14 protein-coding genes and 1 pseudogene are annotated in these 13,920 nt (G+C 74.9%); 9 read left to right on the top strand and 6 right to left on the bottom strand.

Annotated elements, in window-relative coordinates; translation table 11 throughout:
• Positions 1-6: 6 nt before the first annotated feature.
• The 7 genes from OG417_RS12000 to OG417_RS11970 are packed head-to-tail and all read left to right on the top strand — an operon-like array spanning position 7 to position 8,531.
• Positions 7-1,617 (top strand): carbamoyltransferase family protein, encoded by a 1,611-nt coding sequence (locus OG417_RS12000; protein ID WP_329254203.1) that lies wholly within the window; start codon positions 7-9, stop codon positions 1,615-1,617.
• Positions 1,614-3,134: an HAD-IIIA family hydrolase gene (locus OG417_RS11995; RefSeq protein WP_329254200.1), complete on the top strand. Its 1,521-nt coding sequence runs from the start codon at positions 1,614-1,616 to the stop codon at positions 3,132-3,134. The genes OG417_RS12000 and OG417_RS11995 overlap by 4 nt, the downstream gene beginning before the upstream one ends.
• Positions 3,131-4,120, top strand: a complete 990-nt coding sequence (locus OG417_RS11990) for a glycosyltransferase family 9 protein (protein ID WP_329254197.1) — start codon at positions 3,131-3,133, stop codon at positions 4,118-4,120. The genes OG417_RS11995 and OG417_RS11990 overlap by 4 nt, the downstream gene beginning before the upstream one ends.
• Positions 4,117-5,034, top strand: coding sequence for a glycosyltransferase (locus OG417_RS11985; RefSeq protein ID WP_329254193.1), 918 nt, complete (start codon positions 4,117-4,119; stop codon positions 5,032-5,034). Before OG417_RS11990 ends, OG417_RS11985 begins: the two co-directional genes overlap by 4 nt.
• A complete protein-coding gene (locus OG417_RS11980) occupies positions 5,031-6,242 on the top strand; it encodes a glycosyltransferase (RefSeq protein ID WP_329254190.1) in 1,212 nt (403 codons plus the stop codon). Before OG417_RS11985 ends, OG417_RS11980 begins: the two co-directional genes overlap by 4 nt.
• 10 nt (positions 6,243-6,252) lie before the next feature.
• Positions 6,253-7,587: a D-glycero-beta-D-manno-heptose 1-phosphate adenylyltransferase gene (gene rfaE2, locus OG417_RS11975; protein ID WP_329254187.1), complete on the top strand. Its 1,335-nt coding sequence runs from the start codon at positions 6,253-6,255 to the stop codon at positions 7,585-7,587.
• Positions 7,584-8,531, top strand: a complete 948-nt coding sequence (locus OG417_RS11970) for a glycosyltransferase family 9 protein (protein WP_329254184.1) — start codon at positions 7,584-7,586, stop codon at positions 8,529-8,531. Before rfaE2 ends, OG417_RS11970 begins: the two co-directional genes overlap by 4 nt.
• Here OG417_RS11970 and OG417_RS11965 read toward each other — a convergent pair.
• The 5 genes and pseudogenes from OG417_RS11965 to OG417_RS11945 all read right to left on the bottom strand — a co-directional run.
• Positions 8,497-9,453, bottom strand: coding sequence for a UDP-glucuronic acid decarboxylase family protein (locus tag OG417_RS11965; protein ID WP_329254181.1), 957 nt, complete (start codon positions 9,451-9,453; stop codon positions 8,497-8,499). The genes OG417_RS11970 and OG417_RS11965 overlap by 35 nt on opposite strands.
• A 22-nt stretch (positions 9,454-9,475) precedes the next feature.
• Positions 9,476-10,378, bottom strand: coding sequence for a glycosyltransferase family 2 protein (locus tag OG417_RS11960; RefSeq protein WP_329254176.1), 903 nt, complete (start codon positions 10,376-10,378; stop codon positions 9,476-9,478).
• Positions 10,375-11,268, bottom strand: coding sequence for a glycosyltransferase family 2 protein (locus OG417_RS11955; RefSeq protein ID WP_329254173.1), 894 nt, complete (start codon positions 11,266-11,268; stop codon positions 10,375-10,377). The genes OG417_RS11960 and OG417_RS11955 overlap by 4 nt, the downstream gene beginning before the upstream one ends.
• A gap of 210 nt (positions 11,269-11,478) precedes the next feature.
• Positions 11,479-11,691 (bottom strand): hypothetical protein, encoded by a 213-nt coding sequence (locus OG417_RS11950; protein WP_329254169.1) that lies wholly within the window; start codon positions 11,689-11,691, stop codon positions 11,479-11,481.
• A 42-nt stretch (positions 11,692-11,733) separates the two neighbouring features.
• Positions 11,734-11,967, bottom strand: a pseudogene (locus OG417_RS11945) (SDR family oxidoreductase); the annotation flags it as partial.
• Positions 11,968-12,217: 250 nt separating this feature from the next.
• Here OG417_RS11945 and OG417_RS11940 point away from each other — a divergent pair.
• Positions 12,218-12,445, top strand: coding sequence for a hypothetical protein (locus tag OG417_RS11940; protein ID WP_329254166.1), 228 nt, complete (start codon positions 12,218-12,220; stop codon positions 12,443-12,445).
• Positions 12,446-12,530: 85 nt separating this feature from the next.
• Positions 12,531-13,070 (top strand): cysteine hydrolase family protein, encoded by a 540-nt coding sequence (locus OG417_RS11935; protein ID WP_329254162.1) that lies wholly within the window; start codon positions 12,531-12,533, stop codon positions 13,068-13,070.
• A 25-nt stretch (positions 13,071-13,095) separates the two neighbouring features.
• Here OG417_RS11935 and OG417_RS11930 read toward each other — a convergent pair whose 3' ends face one another.
• The gene (locus OG417_RS11930) at positions 13,096-13,920 is read right to left on the bottom strand and encodes an SDR family oxidoreductase (RefSeq protein ID WP_329254159.1); all 825 of its coding nucleotides are present in this window, start codon (positions 13,918-13,920) and stop codon (positions 13,096-13,098) included.

Here is a 13,920-nt window from a genome sequence, read left to right as displayed (position 1 = left end):
TAGGTCGTGCGGGTACTCGGGATCAACGCGATTTTCCACGATCCGGCCGCGGCGCTCGTGGTCGATGGCCGCATCGTCGCGGCGGCCGAGGAGGAGCGTTTCAGCAGGCGCAAACACGGTAAGCGACCCGTGCCCTTCTCCGCCTGGGAACAGCCCGTCCTGTCGGCCCGCTGGTGCCTGGAGCAGGCCGGCCTGCGGCCCGGTGACCTCGATCTGGTCGGCTTCTCCTACGATCCCTCGCTCGTACGGCCGGCCGAGGCGATGGGCCTGAACGACCCCTGGGACCACCTGCGGATCATGTACGCCGAGCAGGCCCCGAGCCTGCTGGCCGACGCCCTGCCGGGGCTTGATCCGGCCAAGGTGCGGTTCGTCCCCCACCACGTCGCCCACGCCGCCTCCGCGCTGCTCGGCCGGGAGGGCAGCGTCCTGGTCTGCGACGGCCGCGGGGAGCGCGCCTCCCACCTGAGCGGCCGTCACTCCCCCGACGGCCTGGAGATCCTCGCGAGCCAGGAGCTGCCGCACTCGCTCGGCCTGATGTACGAGGACCTCACGCAGCACCTGGGCTTCCTGCGTTCCAGCGACGAGTACAAGGTCATGGCGATGGCCTCGTACGGCAAACCACGCCACCTGGACCTGCTGCGGGAGGCCGTGCGCGCCACCGAGGACGGCGGGTTCGTCACCGGCACGATCGACTGGGAGCGGCTGGCGCCGGCCCGCGCCCCGCACGAGCAGTGGACGCAGGAGCACGCCGACCTGGCCGCGAGCGTGCAGCGGCGGCTGGAGGAGGTCCTGCTCGACCTCACCCGCTGGATCCACGAGCGCACCGGCGACCGCACCCTCATGATCGCGGGCGGCACGGGTCTCAACTGCGTGGCCAACACCGTGCTGTCGGAGCAGGGCCCGTTCGAGCACGTCTGGGTGCAGCCCGCCGCCGGGGACGCCGGCACGGCGCTCGGCGCGGCCGTGCACCTCGCGCGGACCGGGCCGCTGGAGTTCGCCCCCGACCTCGGGCGGGAGTTCGGCGACGCGGAGATCGAGGAGGCGCTGCGGACGGCGCGCGTGCCGTACGAACGGCCGCCCGACGTCGCCGAGGCCGTGGCGGAGACACTGGCGGACGACGGCATCGTCGCCTGGTTCCAGGGACGCGCCGAGTACGGCCCGCGGGCTCTGGGCCACCGCTCGCTGCTCGCCCACCCCGGCCGCAAGGCGAACCTGGAGCGGCTCAACAACGTCAAGGGCCGCGAGCAGTTCCGCCCGGTCGCGCCGATGGTGCTCGCCGACCGGGCCGCGGAGATCTTCACCCGCGGCCCGCTGCCCAGCCCGTACATGCTCTTCGTGCACGACGTGACCTCCGCCTGGCAGGACCGGATCCCGGCCGTGGTCCACGTGGACGGCACCGCGCGCGTGCAGACCGTCGACCCCGCCGCCGAGCCGCTCGTGGCCCGGATGCTCACCGCGTTCGAACGCCGTACCGGCCTGCCCGTCGTGGTCAACACCAGCCTCAACACCGCCGGCCGCCCGATGGTCGACAGCCCGCGCGACGCGCTGGAGTGCTTCGGCTCGACCCCGGTCGACCTCCTGGCGATCGGCCCGTTCGCCGTCCGGAGGCCGTCATGAGCCACGCCGGCCCGAGGCACGCCGACACGAGGCACGCCGACACGAGGCCCGGCGGCACCAGGTACGCCGTCGTCATCCCGACCATCGGGCGCGCCTGCCTCGCCGACTGCCTGCGTGCCCTCGAACGGTCCCGGGGTCCGGAGCCCGACGAGATCGTCGTCGTCGACGACCGGCCGGGCGGCGGCCCGCCGCTCGACGTGCCCGGCACGGTCGTCCGCAGCGGCGGCCGGGGGCCGGCGGCGGCCCGCAACACCGGCTGGCGGATCACCACCGCGCCCTGGGTGGCGTTCCTCGACGACGACGTGCGGGTCACCGAGACCTGGCGGGAGGACCTGCGGCGCGACCTGGAGAACGCCTCCCCGGAGACCGGCGGGATCCAGGGACGCGTCACCGTGCCGCTGCCGGACGGACGCCGTCCGACCGACTGGGAGCGCGGCACCGCCGGGCTCGCCGACGCCTGGTGGATCACCGCGGACATGGCCTACCGGCATGACGCGCTGGTCGAGACCGGCGGTTTCGACGAGCGGTTCCCCCGCGCGTTCCGCGAGGACGCCGACATGGCCCTGCGGACGATGGACGCCGGATGGGTCCTGACCAAAGGTGAGCGGCGCACCGTGCACCCGGTACGGGCCGCGTCGCGGTGGGCGAGCGTACGCGCGCAGGCGGGCAACGCCGACGACGCGCTCATGCGCGCCGTCCACGGACCCGGCTGGCACAGCCGCGCCCGTGCCGATCCCGGACGCCGCGGGCGGCACCTGGCGATCACCGCCGCCGGCACGCTCGCCGCCGGGCTGGCCGTCACGGGACGGCGCAAGACCGGTGCCCTGGCCGGCGCCGCCGCGCTCGCCGGGATCGCCGAGTTCGCCGCCGCCCGCGTCAGGCCCGGCCCGCGTACCCCGGACGAGATCCTGACCATGGCGGCCACCAGCGCGCTCATCCCCCCGATGGCCTCCTGGCACTGGCTGCGCGGCCTCGCGACGACCCGCGGCGAGCGCGCCTGGCCGGGCCCGGCGAAGGCCGTCCTGTTCGACCGCGACGGCACGCTCATCTGCGACGTCCCGTACAACGGCGACCCGGAGAAGGTCGAGCCCGTGCCGGACGCGGCCTCGGCCGTGCGCCTCGCCCGTGACGCGGGCGTGCGCGTCGGCGTGGTCTCCAACCAGTCCGGCGTCGCGCGCGGCCTGATCACCGAGGACGACGTCCAGCGCGTCAACAAGCGGGTGGACGAGCTGCTCGGGCCCTTCGACACGTGGCAGGTGTGCCCGCACGACGGCGGATGTGCCTGCCGCAAGCCGGCGCCCGGCCTGGTGTTCCAGGCCGCGGCGGCCCTCGGGGTCCGCCCGGACGAGTGCGTGGTGATCGGCGATATCGGCTCCGACATCGCCGCCGCCCGCGCCGCCGGGGCCCGGAGCGTCCTCGTGCCGACCGCCGAGACGCTGGAGGCCGAGTGCCGGGGCGCGCGGGTGGCCGGGTCGCTCACCGAGGCGGTGCGGTTCGCGATCGGGGAACGCCGATGAGGACCCTCGTCGTGCGCCTGGACAACGCGGGTGACGTCCTGCTGTGCGGACCCGCGGTGCGCGCCGCCGCCGCCGGGTCGCGCCACGTGACGCTGCTCGCCGGACCGGAGGGCGCGGACGCCGCGCGGCTCCTGCCCGGCGTCGACGACGTGATCGTGTGGCGCGCTCCCTGGGCCGGGTTCGACCCGCCTCCGGTGGACCGCCGGGAGGTGGCGGACCTGGTCGCGCGGCTCGGCGGCTACGACCGCGCGCTGATCCTGACCTCCTTCCACCAGTCGCCGCTGCCGGCCGCGCTGCTGCTGCGGCTCGCCGGAGTCGGGCACATCGCGGCGATCAGCGAGGACTACCCGGGCTCCCTGCTCGACGTACGGCACCGGGTCCAGGACGACATCCCCGAGGCCGAGCGCGCGCTGTCGCTGGCCCGCGCCGCCGGCTTCGACCTGCCGGACGGCGACGACGGCCGCCTCGCCGTCCGGCGTCCCCTGCCGCCCGCGCCGCTCGACGGCCGGTACGTCGTGCTGCATCCCGGAGTGTCGGTACCGGCGCGCGCCTGGCCCGAGGGGCACTGCGCGCGGGCCGTACGCGACCTGACCGCGCGCGGCCGGCGGGTCGTGGTGACCGGCGGGCCGGACGAACGCGCGCTGACCGCGCGGGTCGCGGGCGACGCCGGCCTGGACCTGGGCGGCCGTACGACCTTCGCCGAGCTGGCCGGCGTCCTCGCGGGGGCGAGCGCGGTCGTGGCCGGCAACACCGGCCCCGCGCACCTGGCCGCCGCCGTCGGCACACCGGTGGTCTCGCTGTTCGCGCCGGTCGTGCCCGCGGTCCGCTGGGCGCCGTACGGCGTGCGGCACGTGCTGCTCGGCGACCAGGACGCCCCCTGTCGTGACACGCGCGCACGCGAGTGCCCGGTCGCCGGGCACCCGTGCCTGACTTCGGTGGAGCCCGCCGATGTGGTCGCCGCCGTCGAGGAGGTGTTGTTGACGTGAGGATCCTGCTCTGGCACGTGCACGGCTCGTACACCACGGCCCTCGTGCAGGGGCGGCACGAGTACTTCGTCCCGGTGACGCCCGACCGCGGCCCCGACGGGCTCGGGCGCGCGCGCACCTGGGACTGGCCCGCGTCCGTACGCGAGGTGCCCCTGGACCGGATCGCCGAGGCCGAGCCCGACGTGGTGATCCTGCAACGGCCGCACGAGGAGGAGTTCGTCCGCCCGCTCGGCCGGGTGCCGACCGTCTACCTCGAACACGACGCCCCCTGGGGCGACGTGCCGCTCACCCGGCATCCGATGGCCGACCGGCCGGACCTGCGCCTGGTGCACGTCACCCATTTCAACGACCTGTTCTGGGACTGCGGCACGACGCCTGCGACCGTGGTCGAGCACGGGGTGGTCGACCCGGGACCGCTGTGGACCGGGGAGATCCCGCGCGCCGCCGTGGTCGTCAACGAGCCGATCCGGCGGGGCCGCTACGTCGGCACCGACCTGCTGCCCCGGCTGGACGCGCCGCTGGACGTGTTCGGGATGAAGGTCTCCGGGCTGACCGGCTGCCGCACCTATGAGGACCTGCCCCAGGACCGCATGCACGCCGAACTGGCCCGCCGCCGCGTCTACGTCCACCCGATCCGGTGGACCTCGCTCGGCCTGTCCCTGCTGGAGGCGATGCACCTGGGGATGCCCGTGGTCGCGCTCGCCACGACCGAGGTGGTCGAGGCGGTGCCGCCCGAGGCGGGCGTCGTCTCGACCGACGTCGACGCGCTGCGCGCCGCGATCCGGCGGTATCTCGGCGATCCCGCCGAGGCCGCCGAGGCCGGGCGCGCCGCCCGCGAGAGCGTGCTGAACCGGTACGGCCTCCAGCGGTTCCTCGACGACTGGGACCGCGTACTGAAAGAGGTGACGGCATGAGGATCTCGTTGGTCTCCGAACACGCCAGCCCGCTGGCCGTGCTGGGCGAGGAGGACGCCGGCGGGCAGAACGTGCACGTCGCGGCGCTCGCCGAGCATCTCTGCCGGCGTGGCCATGAGGTGACCGTGCACACGCGCCGCGACGACCCCGATCTGCCCGACCGGGTCGGCACCGACGCCGGATACACGGTCGAGCACGTGCCGGCGGGGCCGCCGGAGCCGGTGCCCAAGGACCTGCTGCTGCCGCACATGCGGGAGTTCGGGCACGAGCTGGGCCGCCGGTGGCGGGCCCGCCCGCCCGACGTCGCGCACGCGCACTTCTGGATGTCGGGGCTGGCCTCGCTCGCGGCGAGCGAGCGCGCCGTCCCGGTCGCGCTGACCTACCACGCGCTCGGCACGGTCAAGCGCCGCCACCTCGGCGAGGACGACCCGAGCCCGGCCGAGCGCCTCGACGTCGAGCGCCGCATCGGCCAGGACGCCGACCACATCATCGCCACGTGCAGCGACGAGGTGTTCGAGCTGGCCAAGATGGGGGTGACCCACCGCAGGACGACCGTCGTGCCCTGCGGCGTGGACCTGGCGCGACTCCGCCCGGACGGGCCGGTCGACGACCGCGTGCCGCGACGCGAACGCCACCGGCTCATCTACGTCGGCCGTCTCGTCGAGCGCAAGGGTGTGGAGACGGCCATCCGGGCCCTCGTCGACCTGCCGGACGCCGAGCTCGTCGTCGCCGGCGGCCCAGCCGCCAGCGAGCTCGACGGCGACCGCGAGGCGTGCCGGCTGCGGAAGGTCGCCGCCGAGGTGGGCGTCGCCGACCGGCTGGTGATGCTGGGCGGCGTACCCCCGGCGGACGTGCCGGCGCTGCTGCGCTCGGCCGACGTGGCCGTCTTCACCCCCTGGTACGAGCCGTTCGGCATCGCGCCGGTCGAGGCGATGGCGTGCGGCGTCCCGGTGGTCGCCTCGGCGGTCGGCGGGATCGTCGACACGGTGGCGGGCGGCGTCACCGGCGAGCACGTGCCCCCGCGCCGGCCCGACGTGCTGGCCGAAACGCTGCGCGCGCTGCTGGACGACCCGGCGCGCCTCGCGGAGTACGGCCGCGCCGGCGCCGAGCGGGCCCGCTCCCGCTACTCCTGGGAGCACGTGGCCGCGCGCACCGAGGCGGTCTACGACCGGCTGGCGCGGCGGCGGCCCATGGCGGCGAGCCAGTGAAGGAGATCAAATGAAGCCCCTGGTCATCGTCGGCGACGTTATGCTCGACCGCGACCTGGACGGGCGGGCCGAGCGGCTCAGCCCGGACGCCCCGGTTCCGGTGGTCGACGCCGTCGAGGAGCACACGCGTCCCGGAGGCGCGGGCCTGGCCGCCCTCCTGGCGGCCGACGACGGTCCGGACGTGGTCCTGGTGACGCCGCTCGGCGCCGACCGCGTCAGCCGTACGCTGCGGGACCTGCTGGCGCCGCGCGTACGCGTGGTCGCGCTGCCGCTCAGCGAGAGCCCGGCGGAGAAGACCCGGGTCCGGGCGGGCGGCCATCCGCTGGTGCGGATCGACCGGTCGGCACCGGGGGTCGTGGGCGAGCCGGGCCGGGAGGCCGAGGCGGTGCTCGCCGACGCGGGGGCCGTGCTGGTCTCCGACTACGGCCGGGGGGCGGTGGCCCAGCCGCGGATGCGCGCGCTGCTCGCCGACGCCGCTCGCCGGGTGCCCCTGGTGTGGGACCCGCATCCGCGCGGCGCCGATCCGGTGCCCCGCGCCCGGCTGATCTGCCCGAACCTGAGCGAGGCCCTCTCCTGGTGCGACCGGCGGGAGGACGACCTCGACGCGGTGACCCGGAGCGCGGAGGAGATCGTGCGGCGCTACCGGGCCGACGGGGTCGCGGTGACGATGGGCGAACGGGGCGCGCTGCTGTCGCACGGCTCGGGAGCACCGCAGATCTTCCCCGCCGAGCCCGTCACCGGCCGCGACACGTGCGGAGCGGGCGACAGGTTCGCCGCGACCGCGGCCGGCCTGCTGGGGCGGGGCGCGCTGCCGTCCGAGGCGGTCGAGGCCGCCGTGGCCGCCGCCGCGGCCTTCGTCGAGCGGGGCGCGGCCTCCACCCTGTCCCGGGCACCGCGGCCCCGGCCCGTACGGGACCCGGTCGCCGCCGTACGCGAGGCCGGCGGCACCGTCGTGGCGACGGGCGGCTGCTTCGACGTCCTGCACGCCGGGCACGTGGCGACGCTGCGCTCCGCACGGGCGCTGGGCGACTGCCTCGTCGTCTGCCTCAACTCCGACGCGTCGGTGCGCCGTGCCAAGGGCGAGGACCGGCCGGTCAACCCGGCCGCCGACCGGGCCGCGGTGCTGAACGCGCTCGAGTGCGTCGACGCCGTGGAGGTCTTCGAGGAGGACACGCCGGAGGAGGTCCTGCGCCGGCTGCGCCCGGACGTGTGGGTCAAGGGCGGCGACTACACCGTCGACCGGCTCCCCGAGGCGTCGGTCGTGGCGAGCTGGGGCGGGCGTACGGTGGTGCTGCCCTACCTGCCCGGACGCTCCACGACGCGCATTCTCGCGCACCGGTCATGAAGGTGCTCATGCTGCGGGCCCTCGGGCTCGGCGACTTTCTCACGGCGGTGCCCGCCTACCGCGCGCTGCGCGCCGCGTACCCCGGGCACGAGACGATCCTGGCCGCGCCCTCCGTGCTCGCGCCCCTGGCGGAGCTGACCGGCGCGATCGACCGGCTGCTGCCGGCGGGTGAGCTGGAGCCGGTCGCCTGGTCCGGACCGCCTCCGGAGGTCGCGGTCGACCTGCACGGCAACGGCCCGGCCAGCCATCAGGTCGTGGAGGCGCTGTCCGCCCCGCTGACCCTGCTGTACGCCTCGCCGCAGGCACCGGACGCGAAGGGGCCCTGGTGGGACCCTGGCGAGCACGAGGTCACGCGGTGGTGCCGGCTGCTGGAGTGGTACGGCGTACGGGCCGATCCGGGCGACCTGCGGCTGCGTTCGCCGGGCCCCTCTCCGTACGCGGGGGCGGTCGTGCTGCACCCCGGCGCCGCGAGCGCGGGCCGCCGGTGGCCCGCCGGACGGTTCGCGGAGGTCGCCCGCGCGCTGGCCCGCGAGGGGCACCGCGTGGTCCTCACCGGCGCGCCGGACGAGCGCGACCTGACCCGGCGGGTCGCGGCCGAGGCCGGCCTGCCCGCCGGCGCCGCCCTGGAGACGACGCTGACCGAGCTGGCCGCCCTCGTGGCGTCGGCCCGCGCCGTGATCAGCAACGACACGGGCACCTCACACCTGGCCACCGCGTACGGGACGCCCTCCGTCACGCTCTTCGGGCCCGTGTCCCCGGCCCTGTGGGGCCCGCCGCCCGGCCGGCCGGAGCACGTCGCCCTCTGGCACGGCTCCGGCGACCGCCCGGGCGACGCCCACGGCGCCGAGACCGACCCCCGCCTGCTGCAGATCTCCGTCGAGGAGGTCCTCGACGCGGCGGCGCGCGTGCTCACGCCCCCGCGAGGTACTCCTCGAACCATTTGATCGTCCGGGCGAGGCCGTCGTCGGGGTTCACCCGGGGGTGCCAGCCCAGCTCGCGCTCGGCGAGCGCGCAGTCCGGGCGGCGTACGCGCGGGTCGTCCACCGGCCGCTCGATGAACTCGATCTCCGACGACGAGCCGGCGAGCGCGCGGATCCTCGTCGCCAGGTCCAGCACGCTCATCTCCTCGGGGTTGCCGATGTTCATCGGGCCGGGGTGCCCGGAGGCGGCGAGGGCGAGGATGCCGGACACCGTGTCGTCGACGTAGCAGATCGAGCGGGTCTGCGAGCCGTCGCCGGCGACGGTCAGCGGCTCGTTCCGCAGCGCCTGGCGGATGAAGGTGGGGATCGCCCGCCCGTCGTCGGGGCGCATCCGGGGGCCGTAGGTGTTGAAGATCCGGACGATGGCGGTGTCGACGTCCTTGCTCGCGCGGTACGCCGTGGTGAGCGCCTCGGAGAACCGCTTGGCCTCGTCGTACACGCCGCGCGGGCCGACCGGGTTCACGTTGCCCCAGTACGACTCCGGCTGCGGGTGGACGAGCGGGTCGCCGTACACCTCCGAGGTGGAGGCGAGGAGGAAGCGCGCGCCCTTCTCGGCGGCCAGGCCGAGCGAGTGCAGCGTGCCCAGGCTGCCGACCTTGAGCGTGTCGAGCGGCAGGCGCAGGTAGTCGATCGGCGAGGCCGGCGAGGCGAAGTGCAGGACCAGGTCGACGGGCCCCGGTACGTGCACGAAGTCGGTCAGGTCGCAGCGGATGATCCGCATCCGCGGATGCTCCTGCAGGTGCGCCAGGTTGTCCGGGGTGCCGGTCAGGAAGTTGTCCAGGCAGATGACCTCCGCGCCGGTCTCCAGCAGACGTTCGCAGAGGTGCGAGCCCAGGAAACCGGCCCCGCCGGTGACCACGGCACGCGCAAAGGTTCGCACAGTCACAGATCGCTCCCTTTCTCTGGCATTACCCGACATACCTTCGGGCGACGGACCGGCGTTGCGGCCCCTCCAGCAGACGCAGCCCCTCCTCGACGTCGCGCGGCACGACACGTCGTTCGCGCACCACCCACGGCAGCCCCGCGACGGCGGCGGCCAGCGCACGGGCGCTCGTGGTGTCGCGCGGCAGGGAACCGACGACCACGCCGGTACGGCGCAGCGCGTCCCGGACCGGCCGCCGCAGCCAGGTCGTCCACAGCGTGTTCCGGATGCCCAGCCGGCGGCGCTCGGTGGCGTCGCGGGCGGACGAGGCCGCGTGGTGGACGACGACGTCGCCGCGGTAGCACATCCACCATCCGCGGGCGGCCAGATCGATCGCGAGCAGTTCCTCCTCACCGCCGAGCCACAGCCGCGGCGAGAATCCGCCGACCTCGCGGAACGCCGTCACGCGCAGCATGCTGGCGCCCGCGAGGATGCCGAGCAGCGCGGGCCCGGGCAGCCAGCCCGGTGCGGGCAGCGGCGACCCGTCGAGCTCGGCGACGATCGGGTCCTCCTCGCCTCCGGGCTCGACCACGATCCGGCCCGTCACCGACGCCAGCCCGTCGTGGGCGTCCAGCAGGTCGGCCGCCGTGCTCAGGGCGCCCGGCTCCCACCAGGTGTCGTCGTCGCAGAACGCGACGTACGGCGAGGTCACCTGGCGTACGGCCAGGTTGCGCGCGGTCGCGCCGAGGTTGCGGTCGCTCCGCAGCAGCCGGACCCGAGGGAAGCGGGCGGCGACCATGGCGACGGTGCCGTCCCGCGAGCCGTTGTCGGCGACGATGATCTCCGGGCGTTCCGGCAGCGCGACCATGTGGCCGAGGGTGCGGGCGAGCTCCCCGCACCGGTCACGAGTGATGATGACGACGGTCACCCGCTCGTCGCGGGCCCTCACACCGTCTCCAGCGACCGCGCGTGACGCTCGACGGACTCCAGCAGCCGCGCGTGGCGCTCGACGGGCTCCGGCAGCCGTCGCCGGTCGCGCAGCGCGGCCGGGAGGCGGACGAGCGCCGACGGCCAGGCCGACCGCGCGGCGGGCGAGGTCACCGACCGGCCCGCCAGGCGCAGGGACCGGGCGAGCGCCAGCGGTACCGGACGCCGCAGCCACGCCGTGAGCACCTCGTTGCGCATCTCCAGCCCGCGGCGGCGCTCGGGCGTGTCGCGGACCGGCGAGGGCCGGTGGACCGCCACGACCGAGGAGACGTAGCTGAGCCCCCATCCGGCCGCGGCCAGGTCGTAGGCCAGCAGGCGTTCCTCCCCCACGAAGAACAGCACCTCGCTGTAACCGCCGACCTCCAGGTACGCCGCGCGGCGCACGATCGCGGCGCAGCCGAGGAAGCCGAGGACCGCGGGGCCGGGCAGGCGGTCGTCGGGCGGCAGCGGGCTGTCCGCCATCCGGCCGGCGATCGGGTCGGGTCGCCTCTCGTCCCCGACGAGCGGCCGTCCGGCGATCAGGCCCAGGCGCGGATGCGCGTCGAACAGCCCGGCGGCGGTGTCGAGCGCACCCGGCTCCCACCACGAGTCGTCGTCGCTGAACGCGACGTACGGCGTGCGCGCCTCCTCGACCCCCAGATTCCGTGCGACGGCCCCGAGGTTGCGCCGGAGGGCGAGCACGCGCACGCCGGGGAACTCACGGCGTACGGCCTCGGCGGTCCCGTCGGCGGAGCCGTTGTCGACGACGATGATCTCGGGACGGTCGGGCAGCGCCCGCAGCCGGCGCAGCGTGTGCGCCAGCTCGTCCCGCCGGTTCCGGGTCGCGATGACCACGGTCACACGTGACGCCATGGGTCTCCCCCTTCATCGGCCGCCGACCTGTCACCGGGTTCCCGCTCTACCCACCCGTCCCGAGGACATGCTGTTCTGTCCGCCGCCGCCCGGATCATTCCCCGTGATCCCCTTCCTCCATCGTGAACCGGGGATCCGATGGGCGCTACGGCCCGCCGGTGACAACCCGTGCCGCTTCCGGCCGTCGCGACCAAGCGGCCGACCGGTCGGTCACCGCCGGCCGAACGCCTCCCGCAGCTCGGTGGCGATCAGGTCGAGCGCGTGGTTCCCGGCGGACAGGACGCCGCAGAGGTTCAAGAACGCGCCGTGGTGGCCGGGGTCGCGCAGCACGTGCAGCGCGGAGCCGAACTCCGCCAGAGCCGACCCGACCGGCACGGGCCGCGCCGGGCCGGCGCCGGCCAGGCCGGTGATCACGGTCGGCACGGGTCAGTTCTCGTACGGGTGCCGCCGCCGGTCGGCGCACTCTCAACCCGGATGGATCTCACCTCCGGCGGGCACGAGGTTCTGCCCGGTGTAGTAGGAGGAGAGCCGGTTGCTGGCGAAGAAGATGTAGGACGGGGCGATCTCGTCGGGCTCGCCCGCCCGCCCCATGGGCGACTGCTCGCCGAAGCCCTCGACCCGCTCGGCGTCGAACGTGGCCGGGATCAGCGGTGTCCAGACCGGGCCGGGCGCGACGCAGTTGACCCGGATCCCGGAGTCTCCTCCGGTCACCGGCGCCCGGCGGCCCTCCAGCAGCCCGCTTCCGGCGTAGTCGCGCATCTCGTCGCGCGGCCTCGGTGTCATCTCACCGGTCTGCCCGGGTACGGCTGACTCTGTGCCGGTTTTTCCGTCATGACCTTCCCTCCGATCCCCGCTGGGTACGGTCGGCGCGCTACCCGCGCGGACCGGGCCGAAACGGCGCGGCAGGGACGCCCGAATGGTCCCTGACCTGGTGGGTAGGGCCGGGACCATGAAGCGGAACAAGCACACCGAGAGCGACGTGGAGCCGGACGAGGCCGTGGCCGCCAGCCGGGACACGGGGGGCGTCCCCGATCCCGACCAGCCCGACCAGGCGACGACGACGGGCACCACGCCGAACGAGAAGTTCGTGGGCCGGGTCGCGGGCCAGGACGTGGGCTACGCGGAGGAGACCGGCGCCGAGGCCCGCGCCGACCGCTCCCGCGACAGCGACGCATAGGCGCCGCCGACCGGCGGGGAACGGGGACGCCGCGGTTCTGGGAATCCGGTGAATGAGGCCGTGACCGTGGGGGCAGGTGAGCGCCGTGAGTGTCACGGCTTTGATCGTCATCGACATGCTCAACTCGTACGACCACGAGGACGGTGACCGGCTGGCGGCCGAGGCGGAGCGGATCGCCGAACCGCTGCACGGGCTGATCGGACGCGCCCGCGAGCGTGACGACGTCCGCGTCCTTTACGTCAACGACAACTTCGGCGACTTCTCCGCGAGCCGGCAGGACCTCATCGACCAGGCCCTCGACGGCCGGCGGCCGGACATCGTGGAGCCGATCCTGCCTCCGCCGGACGCGACGTTCCTGACCAAGGTGCGGCACAGCGTGTTCTACGGCACGCCGCTGGAGTACGTGCTCCAGCGCATCGGCGCCGAGCAGCTCATCCTCACCGGGCAGGTGACCGAGCAGTGCGTGCTCTACAGCGCCCTGGACGCGTACGTGCGCCACTTCCGGATCATGATCCCGCGCGACGCCGTGGCCTGCATCGACCCGGAGCTGGGCGAGGCCGCGCTGCGCATGATGGAACGCAACATGCGCGCCGAGATCGTCACCGCCGCCGAGTGCCTCTGCTGACCCGCTCACACCGGGAGGACCAAGCTCAGCCGCGGCGCCAACCGGCGGAGTCGAGGGCGCCCGATGCCTGGGGACCCATCAGGACCATCCCGCCGTCGACGAACAGCGAGGCGCCCGTGACGTACGAAGCGGCCGGGTCGGCGAGGAACGCGATGGCCGCCGCCACCTCGCGCGCGTCGCCCGGCCGGGCCAGCGGGTAGCCGGGCCGGGTGTCCGGCCGGGGCGGCTGGTCCTCCTGGCCCGTCATCGGCGTGGCGATCTCGCCCGGCGCGATGGTGTTCACGGTGATCCCGTACGGCGACAGCTCCAGCGCGAGCACGCGTGCCAGCATCTTCAGCCCACCCTTGGCCGCGCAGTACGGCCCGGCGCCGACCCGCGGGTATTCCTCGTGCACGCTCGTCACGTTGACGATGCGGCCCCCTCCGCCTCGCTCGGTCATCCGGCGCGCCGCCCGCTGGGCGCACAGGAAGGCGCCGTCGAGGTCGACGGACAGTACGGACCGCCACTCGTCGTAGTCCATCTCCAGGAGCGAACGGCCGCTGCCGGTGCCGGCGTTGTTGACCAGCACACCGATCCCGCCCAGTTCGTCGGCGAGTTCGTCCACGGCGCCCGCCGCCGTGACCGGGTCGGTCAGGTCGTGGCGTCGCACCGCGCACGACCGGCCGAGTGAGCGGACCTCCTCGGCGGTACGCCGTGCGCCGTCCTCGTCCTGGTGGAAGGTGATCCCCACGTCCAGGCCGCGCTCGGCCAGTGTGACCGCGGTGGCCTTGCCGATGCCGGAGTCGGCACCGGTGATGACCGCGATGTTCGGGTAGCCGGTGCCGTGGACCGGCGCGTTCGCTGAAGTCAT

The sequence above is a fragment of the Actinoallomurus sp. NBC_01490 genome, assembly GCF_036227085.1.
Taxonomy (GTDB): Bacteria; Actinomycetota; Actinomycetes; order Streptosporangiales; family Streptosporangiaceae; genus Actinoallomurus; species Actinoallomurus oryzae.
This window is presented reverse-complemented; position numbering and strand designations above follow the sequence as displayed.